Source organism: Methylobacterium sp. Leaf108, from assembly GCF_001423265.1.
Taxonomy (GTDB): domain Bacteria; phylum Pseudomonadota; class Alphaproteobacteria; order Rhizobiales; family Beijerinckiaceae; genus Methylobacterium.
In genome coordinates this window covers 429,932-450,898 of sequence record NZ_LMND01000012.1, presented here as the reverse complement: position 1 = coordinate 450,898, position 20,967 = coordinate 429,932, and the positions used below count along the sequence as shown (strand labels likewise).

General features: G+C 72.1%; 23 protein-coding genes. 8 read left to right on the top strand and 15 right to left on the bottom strand.

All coding sequences use genetic code 11. The annotated features are described in order from the left end of the window. Position 1 precedes the first annotated feature (1 nt). The 4 genes from ASF39_RS10320 to ASF39_RS10305 are packed head-to-tail and all read left to right on the top strand — an operon-like array spanning position 2 to position 5,988. A complete protein-coding gene (locus tag ASF39_RS10320; RefSeq protein ID WP_055886980.1) occupies positions 2–1,369 on the top strand; it encodes a MotB family protein in 1,368 nt (455 codons plus the stop codon). After that, entirely contained in the window at positions 1,366–2,610 is a 1,245-nt protein-coding gene (locus tag ASF39_RS10315) for a chemotaxis protein MotC (protein ID WP_082494473.1), read from the top strand. Before ASF39_RS10320 ends, ASF39_RS10315 begins: the two co-directional genes overlap by 4 nt. Beyond that, complete coding sequence (locus tag ASF39_RS10310) at positions 2,607–5,477, top strand: flagellar hook-length control protein FliK (RefSeq protein WP_056283376.1); 2,871 nt, start codon at positions 2,607–2,609, stop codon at positions 5,475–5,477. Before ASF39_RS10315 ends, ASF39_RS10310 begins: the two co-directional genes overlap by 4 nt. Continuing rightward, on the top strand, positions 5,431–5,988 hold the full coding sequence (locus tag ASF39_RS10305; protein WP_055886974.1) for a transglycosylase SLT domain-containing protein: 558 nt from the start codon (positions 5,431–5,433) through the stop codon (positions 5,986–5,988). Before ASF39_RS10310 ends, ASF39_RS10305 begins: the two co-directional genes overlap by 47 nt. Positions 5,989–5,994: 6 nt before the next feature. Here the strand turns inward: ASF39_RS10305 and ASF39_RS10300 are convergent, their stop codons facing one another. From ASF39_RS10300 to ASF39_RS10250, 11 genes are all read right to left on the bottom strand, one after another. Next, on the bottom strand, positions 5,995–6,678 hold the full coding sequence (locus tag ASF39_RS10300; RefSeq protein WP_056283374.1) for a response regulator transcription factor: 684 nt from the start codon (positions 6,676–6,678) through the stop codon (positions 5,995–5,997). 448 nt (positions 6,679–7,126) lie between these two features. Beyond that, positions 7,127–7,627, bottom strand: a complete 501-nt coding sequence (locus ASF39_RS10295) for a hypothetical protein (RefSeq protein WP_244472344.1) — start codon at positions 7,625–7,627, stop codon at positions 7,127–7,129. Beyond that, a complete protein-coding gene (flhB, locus tag ASF39_RS10290; protein ID WP_055886968.1) occupies positions 7,624–8,691 on the bottom strand; it encodes a flagellar biosynthesis protein FlhB in 1,068 nt (355 codons plus the stop codon). The genes ASF39_RS10295 and flhB overlap by 4 nt, the downstream gene beginning before the upstream one ends. A 62-nt stretch (positions 8,692–8,753) precedes the next feature. Continuing rightward, positions 8,754–9,800 (bottom strand): flagellar motor switch protein FliG, encoded by a 1,047-nt coding sequence (locus tag ASF39_RS10285; RefSeq protein ID WP_055886965.1) that lies wholly within the window; start codon positions 9,798–9,800, stop codon positions 8,754–8,756. A 16-nt stretch (positions 9,801–9,816) separates the two neighbouring features. After that, positions 9,817–10,188, bottom strand: a complete 372-nt coding sequence (gene fliN, locus ASF39_RS10280; protein ID WP_055886962.1) for a flagellar motor switch protein FliN — start codon at positions 10,186–10,188, stop codon at positions 9,817–9,819. Between the two features lie 76 nt (positions 10,189–10,264). Beyond that, positions 10,265–10,582 (bottom strand): hypothetical protein, encoded by a 318-nt coding sequence (locus ASF39_RS10275; protein ID WP_055886960.1) that lies wholly within the window; start codon positions 10,580–10,582, stop codon positions 10,265–10,267. Then, positions 10,566–11,507 carry a FliM/FliN family flagellar motor switch protein gene (locus tag ASF39_RS10270; protein WP_056283369.1) on the bottom strand — a complete coding sequence of 314 codons (942 nt, stop codon included), beginning with the start codon at positions 11,505–11,507 and terminating at the stop codon, positions 10,566–10,568. Before ASF39_RS10270 ends, ASF39_RS10275 begins: the two co-directional genes overlap by 17 nt. Next, entirely contained in the window at positions 11,504–12,376 is an 873-nt protein-coding gene (gene motA / locus ASF39_RS10265; protein WP_056283366.1) for a flagellar motor stator protein MotA, read from the bottom strand. Before motA ends, ASF39_RS10270 begins: the two co-directional genes overlap by 4 nt. 88 nt (positions 12,377–12,464) lie before the next feature. Then, positions 12,465–13,919, bottom strand: coding sequence for an ATP-binding protein (locus ASF39_RS10260; protein ID WP_082494472.1), 1,455 nt, complete (start codon positions 13,917–13,919; stop codon positions 12,465–12,467). Positions 13,920–14,079: 160 nt separating this feature from the next. Then, positions 14,080–14,844, bottom strand: coding sequence for a ComF family protein (locus ASF39_RS10255; protein WP_056283363.1), 765 nt, complete (start codon positions 14,842–14,844; stop codon positions 14,080–14,082). A gap of 102 nt (positions 14,845–14,946) precedes the next feature. Beyond that, complete coding sequence (locus ASF39_RS10250) at positions 14,947–15,168, bottom strand: hypothetical protein (RefSeq protein ID WP_056283359.1); 222 nt, start codon at positions 15,166–15,168, stop codon at positions 14,947–14,949. 124 nt (positions 15,169–15,292) lie between these two features. Here ASF39_RS10250 and ASF39_RS10245 point away from each other — a divergent pair, with 124 nt between their 5' ends. Both ASF39_RS10245 and ASF39_RS10240 read left to right on the top strand, forming a co-directional pair. Then, on the top strand, positions 15,293–16,192 hold the full coding sequence (locus ASF39_RS10245; RefSeq protein ID WP_056283355.1) for a methyltransferase domain-containing protein: 900 nt from the start codon (positions 15,293–15,295) through the stop codon (positions 16,190–16,192). Further along, positions 16,189–16,539 carry a DUF427 domain-containing protein gene (locus ASF39_RS10240; RefSeq protein ID WP_055886947.1) on the top strand — a complete coding sequence of 117 codons (351 nt, stop codon included), beginning with the start codon at positions 16,189–16,191 and terminating at the stop codon, positions 16,537–16,539. Before ASF39_RS10245 ends, ASF39_RS10240 begins: the two co-directional genes overlap by 4 nt. 63 nt (positions 16,540–16,602) lie before the next feature. Here the strand turns inward: ASF39_RS10240 and ASF39_RS10235 are convergent, their stop codons facing one another. The 3 genes from ASF39_RS10235 to argJ form a co-directional block, all read right to left on the bottom strand. After that, positions 16,603–16,800: a DUF2283 domain-containing protein gene (locus ASF39_RS10235; protein WP_056283351.1), complete on the bottom strand. Its 198-nt coding sequence runs from the start codon at positions 16,798–16,800 to the stop codon at positions 16,603–16,605. 114 nt (positions 16,801–16,914) lie between these two features. Further along, on the bottom strand, positions 16,915–17,319 hold the full coding sequence (locus ASF39_RS10230) for a (deoxy)nucleoside triphosphate pyrophosphohydrolase (RefSeq protein WP_056283348.1): 405 nt from the start codon (positions 17,317–17,319) through the stop codon (positions 16,915–16,917). Between the two features lie 22 nt (positions 17,320–17,341). Next, the gene (argJ, locus tag ASF39_RS10225) at positions 17,342–18,592 is read right to left on the bottom strand and encodes a bifunctional glutamate N-acetyltransferase/amino-acid acetyltransferase ArgJ (RefSeq protein ID WP_056283345.1); all 1,251 of its coding nucleotides are present in this window, start codon (positions 18,590–18,592) and stop codon (positions 17,342–17,344) included. A 249-nt stretch (positions 18,593–18,841) separates the two neighbouring features. Here argJ and ASF39_RS10220 point away from each other — a divergent pair, with 249 nt between their 5' ends. Beyond that, positions 18,842–19,279, top strand: a complete 438-nt coding sequence (locus tag ASF39_RS10220) for a hypothetical protein (RefSeq protein WP_055887424.1) — start codon at positions 18,842–18,844, stop codon at positions 19,277–19,279. Positions 19,280–19,399: 120 nt separating this feature from the next. Here ASF39_RS10220 and ASF39_RS10215 read toward each other — a convergent pair whose 3' ends face one another. Beyond that, on the bottom strand, positions 19,400–19,954 hold the full coding sequence (locus tag ASF39_RS10215; protein WP_056283341.1) for a PRC-barrel domain-containing protein: 555 nt from the start codon (positions 19,952–19,954) through the stop codon (positions 19,400–19,402). Between the two features lie 167 nt (positions 19,955–20,121). On the opposite strand from ASF39_RS10215, the gene ASF39_RS10210 reads away from it, so the two are divergent. Then, positions 20,122–20,697, top strand: coding sequence for a glutathione peroxidase (locus tag ASF39_RS10210; RefSeq protein ID WP_056283590.1), 576 nt, complete (start codon positions 20,122–20,124; stop codon positions 20,695–20,697). Positions 20,698–20,967 lie beyond the last annotated feature (270 nt).

The window sequence follows — 20,967 nt, the reverse complement described above, 5'->3', positions numbered from 1 at the left end:
CATGGCCGAGGGCGTCCACGAGATCATCATCGTCAAGCGTCGCGGCGACGAGGAGGAGGGGCACCACGGCGGCGCCTGGAAGATCGCGCTTGCCGACTTCATGACCGCGATGATGGCGCTGTTCCTGGTGCTGTGGCTGATCGGCTCCACCACCAAGGAGACGAAGACCGCGATCGCCGAGTACTTCAACCCGGTCAAGCTCGCCGACGTCACCTTCGACCGTCGCGGCCTGCGCGACCCGACCAACACCCCCGGCGAGGCCCCGAGCGAGGGCGAACTCGGCAAGATGGAGGGTGGCAAGGGCGATACGGGTAAGGGGGAAGGCGCCAAGGGCGACGCGAAGGGCGACGCCAAGGGCGGGCCGGGAAGTCGCGCCCGCGAGGCCGCCCTGTTCCAGGACCCCTACGCGGTGCTGGCCAAGCTCGCCGCCGAGGCCGACCCCGACCGGAACGATTCCGCCGACGGCGTCATCACCGAGGCCGGTCAGCCCGGCATCAACGGCGGCGAGGCCGCGCGCGACCCGTTCGATCCGCTCTACTGGCAGGTGGCGCCGGTGGCCAAGATGCGCGCCGAAGCGCCCGGCGCGCCCAACACCGTGGCGCCGCTGCCCCAGGACGGCCGCCTCGACGCCCGTTCGGTCAACCCGCTTCGGACCGCCCCCGTCACGCCTCCCGTCAAGGCCGCCACCACGGTCGCGCCGGCCGAACCGGCGGCGGTCGCAGAGATGGTGGCCGCTCCGCCGGCGGCCGCCCCCGAGGTCAAGCGCGAGACGGCCCTCGAGCCCGCCAAGGCCGAACCGGTCAAGGCCGAACCGGTCAGGGCCGAGCCCGTCAAGCCTGCTCTCTCCAAGGCCGCCCCCCTCGCCGCCGACCGGGCCAGGGATGCGGCCGAGGCCGCCGAGACCCTGGCCGCGGCGCAGATCAAGGACGAGATCGCCAAGGCCCTGGCGAGCCTGGGCACCGCCAGCCCGGCGCCGCGCACCGAGGTGCGGCGCACCGGCGAGGGCATCCTGATCAGCCTCACCGACGAGGCGAACTTCAGCATGTTCGGGGTCGGCTCGGCCGAGCCGCAGGCCAAGGTCGTCAAGGCCCTGGAGCGGATCGCCGGGATCCTCAAGGATCGGCCCGGCCGCATCGTGGTACGCGGCCATACCGACGCGCGCCCGTTCCGGTCGGAAACCTACGACAACTGGCGCCTGTCCTCCGCCCGCGCCCAGATGGCGTCCTACATGCTCGTGCGCGGCGGCGTCGCCGATGCCCGGCTGGAGCGGATCGAGGGCTACGCCGACCGCCTGCCGCGCAACCCGGCCGACCCCAAGGCGGCCGAGAACCGCCGCATCGAGATCCTGCTGCGGGGGCGGCCCGAGTGAGTGCGCGCCCGCGTCGCCTCCTCGCCGCGACCGTCGTCCTGTCCCTCTGCGCGACATCGGCCGTGGCGGCGGAGTCCCACGGCGGCGATTCGCACGGGGGCGGCTCGGTAAGGTCGGCGCCCATCGCGCCGTTGCCGATCGTGCCCTACACGGTGCCGGTCGAACTCGTGCGCACCCTCCAGCTGCTGCAGGACCGGATCGCGCAGGGGCAGACCCAGGCCTTCCACGGCCAGCGCGCCCTGATGCAGCACGCCGAGGAGCGCATGGTCGCCCTTCCCCCAGAGGTCTGGGCCGAGGCGGTCAACATCCGCGCGGCGGTGACCTTCGCCCTGAGCGGCGGCGGCCCCGGCCTGCTGCGCCAGGTGATGGGCTCGGGCAAGGTCGGGGAGGGGGAGACGCCCCTGGTCCTCGGGGCGCTCGCCTATCTCGAAGGCCGCGAGAAGGAGGCGCGCACGCTGCTCGCCAAGTTCGACCCGAACGCCGTGCCGGTGGGCCTGGGCGCCCAGCTCGCCCTCGCCCAGGCGGCGCTGGCGGCGCGCGACGACCCGGCCCAGTCGATCCGGCTCCTCGATCTCGCCCGTCTCATCGCGCCCGGCACCCTCGTGGAGGAGGGCGCCCTGCGCCGCGAGATCTTCGTGCTCGCCCATGTGGGAGACCTCGCCAGGTTCGAGGCCCTGTCGATCCAGTACCTGCGCCGGTTCCGGCACTCGGTCTACGCCGGCAACTTCCGCCAGCGCTTCGCCGCCGCCCTGACCCGCCTCGACTTCGCCAGCGACGGCGCCCGCTTCGCCAAGCTCCAGGCGATGCTCGACGAGATCGAGCCGGAGGGCCGGCGCGACCTCTACCTCCTGGTGGCCCGTGCCGGGCTCGACCAGGGCAAGACCGCGACGGCGGTCTTCGCCGCCGAGCGGGCGATCACCCTGGTGGACGCGGCCTCGGCCTGGTCGGTGCGCGCGCGGCTCTACCGCGCGGCGGCGCTGGTGGCCGTCGACGGCCAGTTCGAGGCCAGCCTCGAGACCCTGCGCGCGACCGACCGCTCGGTCCTGGCGGAGGCCGACGCGGCGCTGCTCGATTCCGCGCTGGCCATGGCCGCGCAGATCCGCTCGGTCCCCGCGCTCGGGGCCAAGCCGCCGGAGGCGGCCCCGGCGGCCAAGCGGTCCCTTCCCACCACACCCGCCATCGCCCGTGCCCAGGGGGCGATCGGGCAGATCGACGCGTTGATGACCAGGAGTGACCGGTGAACACCCTCGGCGCGACTCTCGCTTCCCTGCGTCCGGCCGTCGAGGCTGCGTCCGGCCGGCCCGGCCGCGATGACGATGCGGCGGCCGCGTTCGGAACCCTGCTCGGGTCCCTGGCCGGGGAGGCGGTGACGGGCGACCCGGAGCGGGAGGCCAAGGCGTCGCCCGCACCGGCCGAGTCCGAGGCGCCACCGTCCATCCCCTCGACCACGGGCGATGCCGCCTCGGCCCTGACCATCCTGGCGGCGCTGGAGTCGGCAGGCGCCGCGCCGGCGGCCCGGACAGGGCCGGCCGGGGCCCACCCCGAATCCATCGCGACCTGGATCGCCAGGGCGCTGCCCGCTGCCGCGCCTGCCGCCGGCGGGGTCACCCCCGGCGCGGCCGACCGCAGTGTCGTCGGGCGTTCCGCCGACCGGGCGATGCCGGCCTTTCCCGGCGCCCCGGTCCCGGCCGGGCGGCTGCAGGTGACGGTGATCGCCCAGGAGACCCATTTCGCCCCGGTCAAGCCGCATCCCGTCAGCCTCTTGGGCACGCTGCCGGCGACACCGCCGGCCGGACCCGTCCCGACCGTGCCCACTTCCGCGCCCACCTCCGGCGTGGCCGCTCCGGCCCCCGCGCGGCCCGAGACCGCCATCGTGCCGGGCGCGGCCCCGGCGACACCGCGGCCGGCCGCCGCCCTGGCGACCGTTGCCATTCCGGGCGTCGGGACCGCCGCCGGCCGGTCCGCTCCGACCGGCCCCGGCGAGGCTCCCGTGGTCGCGCGCGCTGGGGCGGACCGGGTCGCGGGCGATGAGGCCGCCGCGCCGTCCCGGCTCTCGATGCCGTCCACGTCCGACACCGCTGCGGCTTCGCTCCCGCCCGTCGCGACCGAAGCCGTCGCCACGGTGCGCTCCCCGCTCGACGGGCCGGTATCCTCGACGCCGGTCCCGGGACCGGCCGCCTCCGAGATGCCCGTCGTCGCGCGCGCCGTTGCGGACGGCGAGCCGCCGGCGCCGGCCGGAACGCCCTCCACCGGCGCTCCCGCGCCGGCCGAGCCCTCTGGCATTCAAGCACGGCGCGGTCCGGGCGCGACGGGCACGCCGCCTGCGCCCGGCGTCGATCCCGACAGCCACGAGCGGTCAGCTGCCGTCACGGCCACCCCGGACTCTGCCCGCCCGCCAGTGGATGTCGCCCCGACCGCCACAGCGCGTCCCGCGAACGCACCCCCGGCCGGTCCCGGTCCGCTGGCGAGCGCCATTCCGGCCGGTGTGGCGCCGGTCGCCCCGGTGTCCGATCCAACTCCCATGCTCCCCCAGGCCGGAACCGACCGCTCCCTCGCGGCCGAGATCGCGTCCGGTTCTCCGGCTCGCGCGATCGAGGCCGAGCGGCCCGTCTCGCTCGACGGTCGGCCGCAGGCCGCCCCGGTTCCGGTGGCGCCGCCTGCCACGGCTGCCGCGTCTCTTGCCGCGTCTCTTGCCGTGGCTTCCGCGCCATCTGCCACGGCTGCCGCGCCGCCTGCCGTGGCTGACCCGACCGTGACCGAGCATCGGCCGGTGGCCGTGCCCGTTCCGCGTGATCCCGCCATGGCGGAACGGCCTACCGCGTCCGATGCGGTCGGGGAGGCCGCGCGGCAGGCGGCCCCGACCGCCGTGGCGCCGCCCGCAACGGCTGCCGGGTCGCCCCCCGCTGCTGCCCTCACCGTTTCCAAGGCGGTCGTCGACGCCCCGCCTGAGGCCGCCGCGATCCATGTCGAACCCGCTGCCTCGAAGGCCGATGGCGAGCCCATCGTCGCCCCGCCCGGAGTCGAGCGCCCGCGCGCGGCCGTCACCGCGGCGGTGCAAGCGGCTCCCTCCGCCGCCGTGCCATCCGCCGTGCCCGACGCGATCGCCCCGACCCCGCCATCAGCGGCCCTGCCCGGATCCGCCCCCTCCGTGACGCCGGTTCCTCCGGCCGCCACCGCCTCGATCGCTCCGCCGGTCGCCCCCTCGCCGCCGGTCGCCGTCGATGGCGGACGCCCCGTCCCGCCGCCTGCCCAAGCGGCTGCCCAAGTTTCTGCCCAAGTTTCCGCCCAAGCGCCTGCCCCGGCCGGCTCCCTCTCCCCGTCGCCGCCCGCGCAGGCTCCGGCCCCGGTGGTCGTCCCGGCGCGCCCGCAGCCGATCATCACTCGCGCTGTGGCGGAGCCCGAGGCGGAGGCCGCTGCGTCCGACACCGACCCATCCGGCGCGGCGAGCCGGATGTCGCCGGTGTCGTTTGCGTCCTCGCCCATCGGCGACGTGCTGCAGCCGGGCGTCTCCGCCGAGGGCCGACGCGAGGGGGCCCAGCCGGTCACGCCCGTGGCGGCGCTGGCGATGCCGGCCGTGGCGATGCCGGCGGCGGCCGATCCGGCGCGTCAGGTCGCGGACGCGGTGGTCGCCGAGGCCGGACGGCTGCATGCGCCCGCCGCGACCACCGGCCCGGCGAGTGGCCTCGACGGGCCCTTGCGCATTCTGACGATCCAGCTGCGGCCGGACGACATGGGCACCGTCGTGGTGCGGATGCGCCTGCGCGGTGACGCCCTCGAGGTGAGCCTGCACGCCAGCCGCGAGGAGACGGCAGCGCTCCTGCGCAGCGACGACGGCGCGCTGCGCGAGGTGCTGCGCAGCGCCGGCTACCAGCCCGACGTTGTCACCATCGGCTCGGGCCGCCCCGACACCGCATCAGGCGACGCCGCCCGCCACGGCGGCGGGGCCGATGCCGCGGCGCAGGGCGGCAGGGGCGGCGATGCCGCGCCGGGCCAGTCCGGCCGCCGCCAGTCCGATCCGCGCGAGACCGAACGGTCCGCCCACCGAGGGGAGTCCCAGAGCGATGACGCCACGTCTGCCGGTCCTGGCCGTAGCGGCCGCTATCTCTAGTTTCGCGGCTCCGGCCGCGGCCACCAACGTCTGCGAGCGCGAGATGGCGAGCGCCTCGGCCAAGCACGGGGTGCCGCTGGGCGTGCTCTACGCGGTCGGCCTCACCGAGAGCGGCAACCGCGGCTCGCTGCAGCCCTATGCGATGAACATCGCCGGCAAGGCCTATTTCGGCGCCAACGCCGCCGATGTGGTGTCGCGCCTCGCCCAGGCGCGCACCGGCGGCATCAAGCTGGTCGATCTGGGCTGCATGCAGATCAACCACCACTACCATCGGGCGAAGTTCGCCTCGCTGGAGAGCATGATCGATCCGCGCCAGAACGTGGAATACGCTTCGGTTTTCCTCAAGGAGCTCAAGGCGCGGGAGGGGAGCTGGACGCTGGCGGTGGCCCGCTATCACGCCGGCCCCAACAACAACCCGGCCCAGAAGCAGTACGTCTGCCGGGTGATCGCCAACATGGTCGCCACGGGCTTCGGCCAGTGGACGCCCAACGCCCGCGGTTTCTGCAAGTAGGGCGGTTCAGCCGTTAAAGGTGTAGCCGATGAAGCGCTTGGCCTCGATCGGGTCGTAGCCCAGGCGCGTGCTCAGCTTCTTGCGCAGCTTGCTCACGTGCCCCTCGATGACGCTCTCCTCGACCCCGTTGCTATAGACGCCGTAGACCACGTTGTAGATCTGCGACTTCGTCATGCGGCGGCCCTTGTTGCGCACCAGGCATTCGAGGATGTGGCGTTCGCGCCGCGGCAGGGCCAGCACGACCCCGTCGATCTCCGGGTCGCGACCGTCGAAATAGACCCTGAGGCGGTCGGGGGCGGGGGGCGCCTCGCCCGGCTGCGGCGCGCCCCCGTTCACCCGCCGCCAGATCGCCTCGGACCGGGCCAGGATCTCGCGGACGTGGACGGGCTTGGGCAGCACGTCGTCGATGCCGGCATCGAACAGGACCAGGGTGTCGTCGAGGCTGCGCACGTCGGACAGGGCGATGATCGGGGCCCGCGACATCCGGCGGATCGCGCTCGCGCATTTGGCGCGGTCCTCGAAGTCGCCCAGCAGGAAACCCTGGATCGCCTCGCGGTCGCTGCGCGAGGAGGCCTGGAACCAGTGGGTGAACTCGTCGGGTGCCAGCCCGAGCGAGGAAATCCCTTCCTGGTCGAACCTGGCCTTGTACGCGGCGTTCACCGACTCGCGCGCGTCGACCAGTATGTACATCGCGGGACCTCTCCGGTTCTTCTCGACCGTCTGTCGGTGGGCGTCGCGTGGCCGGATCGACCCCCCTTTCCCACGACCTCCCTGGATCGCCGGGCGCCCCCGGCGCCGGAGGATCGCGTCCACAATCGGTGATCGCGGCGTGGATCGGATTCGCGGCTCGGATGTTCCGTCAAAATCGATCCGGTCAGACGAGCGCGTCTCTCCGGCTCGAAGACAGAACAGGTCCGCCCCGATTTAATCCTTGCACGTCTGGAAATCTTATCGGTCGGCGGCTGATCATCCGCTCACCTGTCCGGTCCACGATTCGATCCTGCCGCCTACCTTTGTCGGTCGGCGGTTGGACGGTCAATGGATTTTGCACTCCACCGCGTCATTAACATAGGATCGTGTCGCGACCCGCCTGCGGCGCGGAGCGCGGCGCGCGAGGACCCGCCGTCTCCCGGGGTGGTCAGGCGGCGTTCGGACGCAGCCTCGCATCGGCCAGCGCGGTGGCGAACCCATCGAGGTTGAACGTCGTCGGGGGCTGGTCGGCCAGGATGCGCTGGATCGCGACGCCGACGTAGACGCCGTCGAGGATGAGCTTGAAGAACACCGTCACGGGTTTGGTCACGAACTCCATGTCGAGGACGACGGTGAGGGAACGGCCCCAGTCGAACCGGATGTCGGCTCCGTCGGCGTAGGCGATGGTCGCCTCCTTGAAGAACGGTTCGGCCGAGGAGGCGACGAGGTCGGCGATGTTGCCGTGGCGCTCGCCCTTGACCCAGCCGATCAGGATCCCGCCGTCGAGCAGGCAGAGTTCGGCGATGAAGTCCCGGATGGCGGTGGCGAACACGCGCTCGGCCGCGCCCATCACGTCCTCGGTGGCGCAGCCGACGTCGTGGGCGTCCCCGTCACGGGCGGAACGGCCTCGGGTCGAATCGCCGGCGGCCCAGCGGGAAGCTGCGGTCATGAGCGGTTCCTTGCGAACAGGAAGAACAGGATCTGGGCCACTGCGCTGTAGAACTCCGCCGGGATCATCTGATCGACCTCGACACTGTCGTACAGGGACCTTGCGAGAGGCTTGTCTTCCACCACCGGAACGCCGTTCGCCTCGGCGATTTCGCGGATGCGCAGGGCCAGCAGGTCCTTGCCCTTGGCCAGCACGAGGGGGGCGGGCTGCTCCTCGCGGTTGTAGCGAAGCGCGATGGCGTAATGGGTCGGGTTGGCGATGACGACGGTGGCCGTCTTCACGTCGGCGAGCATGCGCTTGCGCGAGCGGTCCTGGGCCAGCGAGCGCAGGCGGCTCTTGACGAGGGGGTCGCCCTCGCTCTGCTTGTGCTCGTCCTTGAGGTCCTGGTGGGACATCCGCAGGGACTTCTGCCAGCGCAGGCGCGACCACACCAGGTCGGCGGCCACGATCACGATGGTGGCGATGCTCACCACCGAGATCAGGCGGATCGCCACCGTCAGGATCAGGTCGGGGATCTGGCTCGGATCGGAGAACATGGCATTCATGGCTTTGTTGCCCTCCGAGCGCAGGAGGAGCAGGGCGATCAGAGAAACCGATAAGAATTTAAGGACCGATTTCAGGAACTCGACCTGCCCTTCCTTTCCGAAGATCCGTCCCCAGCCCTTGGCCAGTGAGATCCGCGACCATTGCGGGCGGATGCGCTCGCCCACCAGGCTCGGAACGTTCTGGAGGAGGGAGGCGGACAGGCCGCACACGGCCAGGATCGCCAGGATCGGGATCAGGAACTTCGCCACCGCGAAGGCGGTGGCCTGGAACAGCATCGCCGCGTCCTGGCTGTTCTCCAGGGTGAACCCGCGGGGATGGTCGAACAGCGGCAGCATCTCCCGCACCAGCGGGCCGATGCCGTCGCGCACGACGAAGCTCAGGGCGATGAGGAGGCCCAGGATCGAGGCGAAGATGGGGGCCTCGCGCGAGAACGGCACGTTGCCCTTCTCGACGGCGTCGCGGATCTTGCGCTCGCTCGCCGCCTCGGTCTTGCTCTCCGGATCGCTGTCATCCGACACGGACGGGGTCCGGCCAGGCGGTCAGGGCTGCCGTCGGGACACGGCGGGCCGGAGCCGATCCCTCAGCGGACGAGCTCCTCAACCTCGCCTCCCGCGTTGATCTCGATCTCGCCGCGCCCGGCCATCTCCATGGCGAGGTCGGTGATGCTGCGGCGCGCCTCCAGCACGTCCTTCTGCGCGGCCGGCTCGCCGCCGTTCAGCTCGTGCTCGACCATGCGGCGCACGCGGGCGGAGAGCGCGCTGAGGACCACGGTGCGGAACTCCGCGTCGGTGCCCTTCAGGGCGAGGATCAGGCGGTCGCTCGGCACCACGTCGAACAGCGTCGTGCGGGCGCGGGGCGCCAGGCGGGCGATGTCGTCGAAGGTGAAGAGCAGGCCCTTGAGGATCTCCACGGATTTGGGCTGCGTCTCGCCGAGGCTCGTGAGCACGGCGTCGATCTGGTTGCGCTCCATCTTGTTGATGATGTCGGCCATCTTGGCGTGGGTGTCGGCGCCGGAGTTGCGCGAGCCGTTGATGAGGAAATCCTCCAGCAGCGCCTTCTCGATGGTCTGGCGGATCTCGTCGACCACGGGCTTGAAGGTGAGCATCCGGCGCATGATCGTGTTGCGCAGGGCCTCGGGCAGGTGGGCCATCACCTTGGCGGCCGCCGCCGGCTTGATCCGTGACAGCACGAGGGCCGCCGTCTGCGGGTGCTCCTTGACGAGGTAGCTCGCCAGCACGCTCTCGGACACGCCCGACATCCGCTCCCAGACCGAGCGGGTGACGTCGCCGCGCAGGTCGGCCAGGATGTCGGAGAGCTGGTCGGCCGGCAGGAGCCCGGTCAGGAGCTTCTCGACCTCCTGCAGGGTGCCGATCAGGCTGCCGCCGGCCGAGAACTCGCCCGAGAACGTGTCGACGATGCTGTCGATCTGCACCGAGCTCACCGCGCCGAGCTGGGTCGCGGAGCGGGTGATGAGGCGGATCTCGTCGGGCTCGAAGTACTTGAGCAGGCGGCCCGCGGCCGGCTTGCCCATGGCCAGCAGCAGGGCCGCGACCTCGTCGACCGCGTTGAGCTGGCGCAGGCCGCCCTTGCTGCTGCCGGCTTCGACCTTGGCGGGGAGAGTGGCCATCGCCGCGTGTCCCGCCTCAGCCGTTCTGGCCGGCGTCGGCCGGGCCGACGATCTCGGTCAGCGACACGCCGAAGCGGGAATTGTCCTCCTCCACCACCACGATCTCGCCGCGGGCCACGACCCGGCCGTTGACGGTGATGTCCACCGGCTCGCCGACCCGGTGGTCGAGGGGGACGATGGCGCCGCGGCCGAGCTTCATCAGGTCGGCCACCGGCATGGTCGCCGAGCCGAGCACCACCTGGATCAGGACCGGGATGCGCAGGATCGAATCGAGGTTGCGGCCGTCGCCGACCCGCGGCTCGCCCGTGGCGGCCGGCGGGATGTTCGGGAAGGCCGGCGCTGCACCCGGGGGGGCGGTGCCGGCTCGGTCGAAGGGGCTGTCGGTCATCGGCCGCTCTGGGGGGTTGTCGTGTGGGGTCTAGGCGGGACGGGTGAGGGGTCGCGGGAGGGGGCGCGGGAGGGGTCTAGCCCCCGCGGGCGTGGCCGTCCCGGGAGGTGGCGGCCTCCGAGGTCAGGCGCCGGCGGCTCTCCTCGAGGTCGGACAGGGTCCGGCGGGCCTCGTCGATCTTCACGGTCAGCGCCTCGAGGATCTCGCGACCCTCGGTGCTGAAGCCGCGCACCGCCTCGCCGGCGCTGTGGAGCGCTTGGCCCGACTGGGCGAAGATGCGGCCGTACTCGGCCTGCGTCCGGTCGAGGCGCTTGAGCTTGAGATACATCGGCACCACGCAGGCGCTCGTCGCGATCAGGGCCAGCAGCAGGACGGTGTCAACGAGCGGCGTCATCTTCGGTGGCTTCCTTTCCCTGCGCAATGGCCTCGTCGACGCGCAGGACGTAGGACCCCTGCGCCTGCCCCATATGGCACCAGAACAGCGGCCTGTCGTTGCCCTCGAGCATCACCCGCGTGCTCGGGGTGGCGTCGAGGCCGATCACCTGGCCGACCTTGAGGTCGGCGATCTCGCCCAGCGTCAGGGTGCGCTCCTCGAGCACCGCCCGCAGGGTGACCTGCGCCTTCTGGACCTCCGCCGCCATCTGCCGGGTCCAGTGCGGGTCGCGGGCGGCGGACTCGCCGGTGAGGACCTTGGACAGGCTCGGCCGCATCGGGTTGAGCACCGATTGCGGAAACAGCACGCACATCTCGCCGCCCCGGTTGAGCGACTGGATCATGAACTTGGCCTCGACGGCCTTGTTGGTGCGCCCGCCGATCACCGCGAACTCCATCCGGGTCTCGGCGCGCTCCATGCGGAAGGTCGTGGCCGAGACCAGGGAGAACGAGGATTCCAGCGCCTTGCCGATCTGCTCGAACACGAGGTTGGCCAGCCGCAGTTCGATCGCCGAGAACGGCCGCTCGTCCTCCACCGGCGGTTCGCCGCCGTCCGAGCCGAACAGGGCCTCGACCATCGTGAAGATGAAGTCGCGGTCGAGGGCCACCAGGATGTGGCTGTCCCACTCGGCGGCGTGGAAGATGCCCGCCACCGCGTTGTCCTCGTAGGCGTCGAGCATCTCGCCGAAGGGGCCGCTGCGCACGCCGCTGAACGAGAAGAACACCGAGGAGGCGACGAGGTGCTTGAGGTTGTCGGTGCAGGCGCTGGTGAGGCGGTCGAACACCACCGCCAGCATCGGCAGCCGTTCGAGGGAGAGGTCGCCCGCCTCCTTGAGGCGGGTCTTGAGGTCGATGCGCCCCGGCTCGATGGTCGGTCGATCGGTCATGCGGCCTCCCGCTGGGCTCCGCCGGTGACGGTCGCGTTCTCGACCTCGTCGATGGTGGGCCGGTCGCCCGACGAGATGCCCTTGCGGCCGTGCTCCACCGCGATCTGCGGCACGGCGCCGTTCATGTAGGCGAGCAGGCTCTGCTTGACGATGACGTAGACGCGGCCCTGCTTCTCGCGGGTGGTCTTCACCTTGATCGCGAAGGGCGCGAGCATGCCGTAGGACAGGAAGATGCCGACGAAGGTGCCCACCAGCGCCGCGCCGATGAGGCCGCCGAGGATCTGCGGCGACTGGTCCAGCGCCCCCATGGCCTTCACGATGCCGAGCACCGCCGCGACGATGCCGAGCGCCGGCAGCGCCTCGGCCACGGTGGTGATGGCGCCGTAGGGCTTGAGCGCGTCGCGGCGCTGGCTGCCGATCTCCTCGTCCATCAGGGCCTCGATCTCGTGGGAGCGGGCGTTGCCGATCAGGATCAGGCGGGCGTAGTCGCAGATGAACATCACGAGGTCGGTGTTCTTGGCGACGTCGGGATAGGCCTTGAACAGCTCGGAATTGGCGGGGTCGTCGAGGTGGGGCTCGACTTCGTTGCGGGGCTTGTTCTTGAGCTCGCGCATCAGCGCGTGCAGGAGCCCGAGCAGGGCGAGGTAGTCCTTGCGCTTGGGCACCTTGCCGGTGAGGGCCTCCAGGGAGGCGCGCCCGGAATCCACCACCGTCTTCATCGGGTTGGCGATGACGAAGGTGCCCGCGGCCATGCCGCAGATGATGACGTATTCCCAGGGTTGCCAGATGACGATCAGGTGGCCGCCCATGGCGACGAAGCCGCCGAGCATGGAACCGATCGCGATGACGAGGCCGACGAGGACGCTCAAGGCTGCTGTCTCCCTGGTGGGACGTTCAAGATCGCAGCCGGGATAGGGCGAGACGCTTGTGCGGGGCTGGACCGTGCCCGGGCCCGGTTCACGCCCCGGCCGCCGCCGCCTCGCCGACCCGGGGGGAGGGCGCTTCGGCCACCCGCGCCATCCCGCCGGCCCGCGGCAGGTGGAGGGTGGCCACGAGGCCGTGCGGCGCGCGGGCGGACAGGTCGAGGCTGCCACCGTGCGCCTCCGCGATCGCGACCGCGATCGACAGGCCGAGCCCGAAGCCGGGCGTGCCGTCGAGGTTGCGCGCCCGGTCGCCGCGCACGAAGGGACGCAGCATCGCCGCATGCTCCTCGGGCGGGATGCCCGGCCCCTCGTCGGCGATCGATACGCTCGCCCCCGTCGCCGTCGCCGACATCCCCACCCGCACCCGCCCGCCGTACTTGACGGCGTTGTCGACGAGGTTGGTGAGCGCCCGGCAGAGGTCGTCCGAGCGGCCGTTGACGAGGACGTGGCGCAGGGTCTCGGCCTCGACGTCGGCACCCACGTCCGCGAAGCCGTCGCAGACGGTCTGGACCAGGGCGGCGAGGTCGAGGGTGCCCATGCGCTCGTCGGTGCGGCCGTCGCGCACGTAGGAGAGGGCGGCCTCCACCAGCGCGTTCATCTGGTCGAGGTCGCGCAGGGTCATGGCGCGGGCGTGGTCGTCCTCGATGAACTCCGCGCGCAGGCGCATCCGGGTGATCGGGGTCCGCAGGTCGTGGCTGATGGCCGCCAGCATCCGGGTGCGGTCGTCGATGAGCCGCTTGACGCGGTCGCGCATCCGCCCGAGCGCCCGCGAGACGGTGAGCACTTCCGCCGGCCCGCGCTCGGGCAGGGGGGTGGAATCGTCGACGTTGCCGAAGGCCTCGGCGGCCTCCGCCAGCCGCCTGAGGGGAGCCGCCAGGGCGCGGGCCGCCCACAGCGACAGCACCACGAGCATGATCGCGAGGAAGATGGTCGTGCCCAGTACCGGCCCCCACCGCGTCGGCAGCGGCCCCAGGCGGAAGGGCAGGGTGGCCGAGATGCGCAGGCCGGCGGGGGTGACCACCGCCACGCGCCCGGCCTCGGTGCCGTCGCCGGCGCGCCACGGCATCGGCACGAGGCGATAGCCCGGCCCCAGGATCTGGAGCAGCCGCGGCCCCTGCGGATGGTTCGTCGAGGCCGCCGACCCTTGCGCCGCCGGATCGTCCTCCCCCGTCCTCTCTTCCCAGGTCAGGGCGAGGGCCGGCTCGACCTCCTTGGCGAGGGTGAAGATCGCCCGCCGCCTGTCCTCGGGCGTCGCCTCGATCATGCGCAGGATGACGGCGAACCGGTTGGTGTTGCCGCCCGGGGTGTCGCCCCCGGCAAAGCTCGCCGGCCCCATCAGGAAGAAGGCCGCCGCGATGAGCACATGCGTGACGACCACCGTCAGCACCACGAGCAGGGCGAGCTGGGCGCCGACGCTGCGGGGCCGCGAGCCGATCGCTCGCGTTCCCTCGGCACCCGCCCCGAGGATGCGGCTCACGAGACGGGCCATGGCGTCCTCCGTTCCATCGCGGTGCGGTCCCCGGCGGTTCCGGCCCTGCCGGTGGCCGGACGCGGTGTTCCACGTGGAACGCGCGAGCCCGGTCGTCCGCTGGCACCCCCATCGACCACGCCGATGTTTCTCGGGTGTCTCTGCGAGCTTGCGACGATCTCTAGTCGGCCCCGCCCGGAACCAGGGCGAAGGTGAGGAGGTCGACCGCCTCCGCCCCGCCGCGGATCAGGGCGCGGGCGGCGGCATTGGCGGTGGCGCCGGTGGTGCTGACGTCGTCGATCAGGAGGATTCTCCGGCCCTGGAGCCGGGCCCTGGCGTCCTTGGGGACCGCGAAGGCCCCCTGGAGGTTGGTCGCCCGCGCCGTGCGGCTCAGGCCGACCTGCGAGCGGGTCGCACGGACGCGGGCGAGGCAGGCGGGATCGTAGGCGAGCCCGTGCCGACGCGCCAACGGACGCGCGAGGAGGGCGGCCTGGTTGAAGCGCCGCCGCCACAGGCGCAGGCGATGGAGCGGCACCGGCACGACCGCGTCGGCCTCCGCCAGCAGCTGCGCGCCCGCCCGCGCCATCATGCCGGCCATGGCGGCGGCGAGGTCGAGGCGGTCCTCGTACTTCAGGCGGTGGACGAGCCGGCGGGCGACGTCGTCGTGGATCGCCACCGCCCGCGCCCGGTCGAACACCGGCGGGTCGGCGATGGCCCGCGGCGACAGGAGAGGGCCGACGCCGAGATCCACGGGGAAGGGCGTGCCCAGGCGCGGGCAGACCGGCTCCTCGATCAGCCGCAGCCGCGACCAGCACGACGGGCACAGGGCGTGGGGATCGGCGGTGGCGCCGCCGCAGCCGACGCAGGTCGGCGGATAGACGATGCCGAGGGTCGCGGTCCAGGCGGTCGCGAGGCCCGAACGCAGATGACGGAGGGCGGTGGGCATCGAGGCTGGTCCGCGGCACGACCGCGATCCTACCCGGCACGCATGCATTGGCAAGCCGGCGCCCCGGCGGGAGCGAGTTCCGCCGGGGCGGGTCGCGCTCGGTCAGCGCGTGGTGGTCTGCTTGTCCTGCTTGTTGGCCTGGTGGCGGCCGACGGCGCAGCCGGCGACGGCACCCATCACGCCGTGGCCGGCCATGTGGCCGGCGACGCCACCGACGATGGCGCCCTTGATGCAGCCCTTGGCCTGTGCCTCCGGCGCGGCGCCGAGGACGGCGAGGGCCATGGCAAACCCCAGGACCGTGTGTCTGATGATCGTGGATGTCATGTGACGATGTCCCACTGCTGGATCGACGGATGAAAGAACGCCGTCGTTCGTACGAACGTTCCTGGTGGTATCGCCACCGCGGCGAGGCTGGCCGCCCGCCGCCGCTGCTCCATGTGAGAGGATCATGTCCGTTCCGCCGCCCCTGTTCGACACCGCGTTGATCCGCGCTCGCCTGATCCGCGCGCACCGTGGGGGCTATGCCGGCTTCCTCGTGGACCGCGCGGCGGAGGATCTCGACGACCGGCTCGGCGCCGTGCTGCGCCGCTTCGACCTCGCGGTGGACCTGGCCACGCCGACCCCCGCCGCCGCGGTGCGGCTGCGTGCCTCCGGCCGGGCCGGGACGGTGGTGCGGATCGCCCCGGTCGCGGACGGTTCGGGCGACCTCGCGGCGGTGGGCGACCCCGAGGCGCTGCCGCTGGCGCCCGGCCGCTTCGACCTCGCGGTGTCGCTTCTGGCCCTGCATCAGGTCAACGACCTGCCCGGCGCGTTGGTGCAACTGCGCCGGGCCCTGAAGCCGGACGGGCTCTTCGTCGGCTGCCTCCTGGGCGGGCGCAGCCTCACCGAGCTGCGCCAGGTCTTCGGCGAGGCCGAGGCCGAGCTCGAAGGCGGGGTCAGCCCGCGGGTGGCGCCCTTCGCCGACGTGCGCGCGATCGGCGGGTTGCTGCAGCGGGCGGGCTTTGCCCTTCCCGTCACCGATGCCGACCTCGTCACCGTTCGCTACGCCGACCCCTTCGCCCTGATGCGCGACCTGAGGGCGATGGGGATGACCAACGCCCTCACCGAGCGCCGCCGCACGCCGCTGCGCCGCGCCACCCTGCTGCGCGCAGCCGCCCTCTACGCCGAGCGGTTCGCGGATGCGGACGGGCGGCTGCGGGCGAGCTTCGAGATCGTCTGGGTCTCGGGATGGGCCCCGCACGACAGCCAGCAGAAGCCGCTCAGGCCCGGCAGCGCCCGCACCCGCCTCGCCGACGCGCTCGGCACCACCGAACACATCCCCGTCACCGAACCGTCGAGAGAGCCATGAGCGCCATCAGCATCGCCCCGAACCCGAGCCGCGTCCGCGTCACCCTCGGCGGTATCGTCCTGGCGGAATCGGACGCCGCCCTGCGGCTGGTGGAGGGCCGGTCGAGTCCGGTGCTCTACATTCCGCGGGCCGACGTGCGCTGGGAGCTGTTCACCAGGACCGCCACCCGCACCCACTGCCCCCACAAGGGCGACGCCAGCTACTACGCGGTGACCGTCGACGGCACGCTCCGGCCCGACGTGGTCTGGAGCTACGAGGACCCCAAGGCGGAGGTCGCCGCGATCAAGGACCACCTCGCCTTCTATCCCAGCCGGGTCGACGCCATCGAGGAGGTCGCGAGGGGGTGAGGCGATGCTCTACGTCTTTCCCTGAGACCGGATCGATTGCCTCATCGCAGAGCGGAACGGCCTTCAAGCTGCCGTGAAATGCTCGAGGTCGGCACCGATGGCCAAATGCTCCGACGCGTCGAGAATCTCGACGGCCACGATCCGCCCGGTCGCGTCGAAATCCAGCACGAGGCCGGGCCGCACTTCCTCGCTCTCCACGACGGGAGCATCGGCGAAGCACACGGACAGCGCGTCCGTCTCCGCATCGTACCGCGACTTCACGGGAGGCGTCTCCGACGACGGTCGAGGAAGGCGGTCACGATGGGGGCGCCACCGTTCGTCGGCACCTGTTTGATGCGCGGCACCCTGCCGTGGCACTCGGCGGTCGTCCTCACCTTACGGTCCCAGCAGATCCACCAAGACCGGGATCAGCGGCGCGTCGGCCGGGGGCATCGGCTTGTCCCTGAGGTCGCGCGGGCGCACCCAGGCCAGGGCCTGGCCTTCGAGGGGGGCGGGCGTACCCTCCCAGCGCCGGCAGACGTAGAGCGGCATCAGCAGGTGGAAATCGGGATAGGCGTGGCTCGCGAAGGTCAGCGGCGCCAGGCACGGCTCGGCGACCGTGATCCCGAGCTCTTCGGACAGTTCGCGGATCAGCGTGTCCTCCGGCCGCTCGTTGGCCTCGACCTTGCCGCCGGGGAACTCCCAGAGCCCGGCGAGCTGCTTGCCCGGCGGGCGCTGCGCCAGCAGCACCCGGCCGTCCGTGTCGACGAGGGCCACCGCGACGACGAGGAGGAGCCTCATGCCGTGGCGCTCACGAAGACGCTCACGACCGGTAGTCCCCGTTGATGGCGATGTAGCCGGAGGTGAGGTCGCAGGTCCACACGCGGGCCGTGCCGTCGCCCAGGCCGATGTCGACCCGCACGGTCACGTCGGGCTCGCGCATCACCGCGCTGGCGGCCTCCTCGCTGTAGGCCGGATCGCGCGCGCCCTGGTGGGCGACGCGGATGTCGCCGAACCAGATCGAGAGCCGGTCGCGGTCGGCCGGCTCGCCGGCCTTGCCCACCGCCATGACGACCCGGCCCCAGTTGGCGTCCTCGCCGGCGATGGCCGTCTTGACCAGGGGCGAGTTGGCGATCGACATCGCGATCCGGTGGGCGGAGGCGTCGTCCGCGGCACCGCCGACCTCGACGGTGACGAACTTGCGCGCGCCCTCGCCGTCCTTGGCCACGAGTTGGGCGAGCTCGATGAGGAGGTCGTCGAGGGCCGCCTTGAAGCCGGACAGGCGCGGGTCGGCGGCATCAGCGACCGCCGGGTTGCCGGCTTTGGCGGTGGCGAACAGCATCAGCGTGTCGGAGGTGGAGGTGTCGCCGTCCACCGTGACGCAATTGAAGCTCCTGGCGGTACCGGCCGAGAGCAGCGCCTGCAGCACCGCCTGCGGCAGCGCCGCGTCGGTGAAGGCGAAGGCGAGCATCGTCGCCATGTCGGGGGCGATCATGCCCGCCCCCTTGGCGATGCCGTTGATGGTGACGCTGACCCCGTCGATCTCGGCGCGGCGGGTGGCGAGCTTGGGGAAGGTGTCGGTGGTCATGATCGCCTGCGCCGCCGCCGCCCAGGCGGCAGAGCCGGCCTCGGTGCGGCCGGCGCAATCGGCCAGCACGCCCTCGAACTTGTTGGCGTCCAGCGGCTCGCCGATGACGCCGGTGGAGGCGATGAACACGTCCTCGGGCCGGCAGCCGGCGGCGCGCGCGGCGATGGCGGCGGTGAGCACCACCGCATCGCGGCCGAGGGCGCCGGTGAAGGCGTTGGCGTTGCCCGAGTTGACCACCAGGGCGCGGGCGCCGGGGCTCTCGAGAGCGGCGCGGCACCAGTCCACCGGTGCCGAGGGGCATTTCGAGCGGGTGAAGACGCCCGCCGCCTGCGTGCCCTCGGCCAGCGAGAGGTAGAGCACGTCGGTGCGCCCGGCATACCGGATGCCGGCCTGCGCCGTGGCGATCCCGACGCCGTCGAGGGCCGGCAGGTCGGGGATCGTCTCGGGGGCCAGGGGCGAGACGGGAACGGCTTTGCCTGACGACATCGTGGAGCGACTCCGGCTGTTCGCCACGCGGCGATTCTGGCGGTGGCTGGCGCGGCCGGAGTTGCCCCGCCTCGGGTTCGCGCGTCAACCGGTGGAACGCGGGAGGCTGCTCAAGAATTCACCATGCGGGTTCCGTTTCGCGGCGCCTCGCAGGCTTGTCTCATGAATGCATCGTGACGTAGCATGCTGCAACGCAACGCGAACGAGGTGACGAGCACGCGGATGTCGCAGAACGCCCGGGACGTTTCCATGCCGCGATCCGTTTCGCCGCGAACCATTTCCCGGCCGGCCTCTGGCAACCAGGGCGGCGCCTACGGGGTCCAGGTCCTGATCGCGGGACGGCAGAAGCACTGGCGCGACGAGGTCGCCTGCCAGATCAGGCGGGCGGGCTACACCGCGACCACCGTCGACTGCGGCGTCGATGCGATGACCGTCCTGGCGCTTGGCCTGCCCGTCGACGTCCTCGTCACCGACGTGACGCTTCAGGGCGAGCTCTGCTCGGCCAAGCTCGCCGTCGAGGCACGCGCCCTGCGGCCGGACCTGCGCATCGTCTTCGCCAGCGACCTCACCGACACGGCGTGGTGCGAAGCCGCGGGAATCGCCCCGCGCGCGATGTTCGTGGCCCCCGACCCGCGGGCGGACGCGGTGGCGTCCACCGTGCGCGAAGCCTTGGCCAGTCGGGACTGAACCTTACTGACGGTGTCGGGCCGATTCGGGCCGCCAGAGGGACGGTCGGCAGACACATGCGGGCTCGCGGGGCGGTGCGGGTCACCCCGATTCGCCCCGCATCCCATGTCGATCGGCTTGTCAGTTGGGCTTGGTCTCGGTGGTGGCGGGCATGTCGGCGGCGGCCGGCTTGGTGTCGGTCGTCACGGGCTTGCCGTCGCCGGCCGTGGGCTTGACGTCGCTAGCCGCGGGCTTGGCCTCGTTCGGTTTGGCGGCGCCGAGATAGATGTATTCCGGTGCCGCGCGGATCTGGTCCTTCGTCGTCTCGATGGACGCCTTCATCGTCTTGTCGTCGACGCGCGTGAGCTTGAGGGCGCTCGGGTCGATGGCGACGTACTTCGTGCCGATGCCGAGGAAGCCGCCGACGCCCACGATCCAGGCCTTGATCGTGCTCGACTCGTCGAGGACGATGTCGGCGATCTCTCCGATGGTCTCGTTGGCGCCGTTCTGGATCGTCAGGCCGATCAGCTTCGAGGTCACCCTGTCCGTCGCGGCCTGGGCGACGAAGGTGGGACGCAGGTCGTTGGCGAGCGTCGCGGGGGCGGCCGGCGCCGGGGCCTGCGCAGTGGGCGCCTGGCCGAGGGCCAGCGTCGTGCTCGCGACGAGGAGGGTCGTTCCCAGCAGCAGGTTGCGCATGGCGTGTGTCTGATCCGTTGTTCGTGAATGGCTCACGCACAAGCCGACCCCGTGGGAAAGGTTCCCCCTGCGGCGACGCTACGATGGCGGCTCCGCCCCGATGGCCTATCTTGCTGGTCGATGCCGTGGCGGCAACGGCCGCCGGCTTTGCCAGCTATGGAGCGTCCATGTCGTCCTCAGCGTCGTTCTCCTCGCCGTCGATTCCCCGCCGCCAGGCGCTCCTCCTCCTCGGCTTTTGCCTCGCCGCCCGCCCCGTCCGCGCGGCCGGGGAGACAGCCGCCAGCTTCGGCTTCGACAGGCCGGAGGGCGGCACGCTCCCCCTGTCGGCTCACGCCGGCAAGCCGATCCTGATCGTCAACACCGCCACCTCCTGCGGCTATGCCGGGCAGTTCTCGGGTCTCCAGGCCCTGTGGACCCGGTTCGGCGACAGGGGGCTCACCGTCATCGCGGTGCCCTCGCCCGATTTCGGCAACCAGGAGCCCCTGGACGGGATGGCCATCGCGGAGGCCGCCCGCGCCAACCACGGCGTCACCTTCCCCGTCGTGTCGAAGACCCATGTGCGGGGACCCAAGGCGCATCCGTTCTATCGCTGGGCGGCGGCCGAGAAGCCGGGCACGGTTCCCAACTGGAACTTCCACAAATATCTGATCGGCCGCGACGGCGACATCCTCGGCGCCTATCCCTCCTTCGTCGAGCCCAACGATCCGCGCATCGTCACCGCCATCGCCGGTGCCCTGGGATAGGCGTCGCCCACGACCCCGGGGTTGCGCACGGCGGGCACCTGGGCGAGGTAGGCGCCCGAAACGGGGTCGGCGACGCCTTCGATCGGCGCCCGGCGACCCGGAGTCGGAACCACTGGCGCTCGCCCATGACCCTCCCCGCGAACCAGCCCCGTCCCGGTGGGGACATCCCGCCGCGACGGACCGCCCGCCGCCCTGGAACCTGTGCCGTGTCCGTCACCGGCGCGGGCCTGGAACGGCGCCATCCGGGACACGTTGAACCGCCGTCGGGAG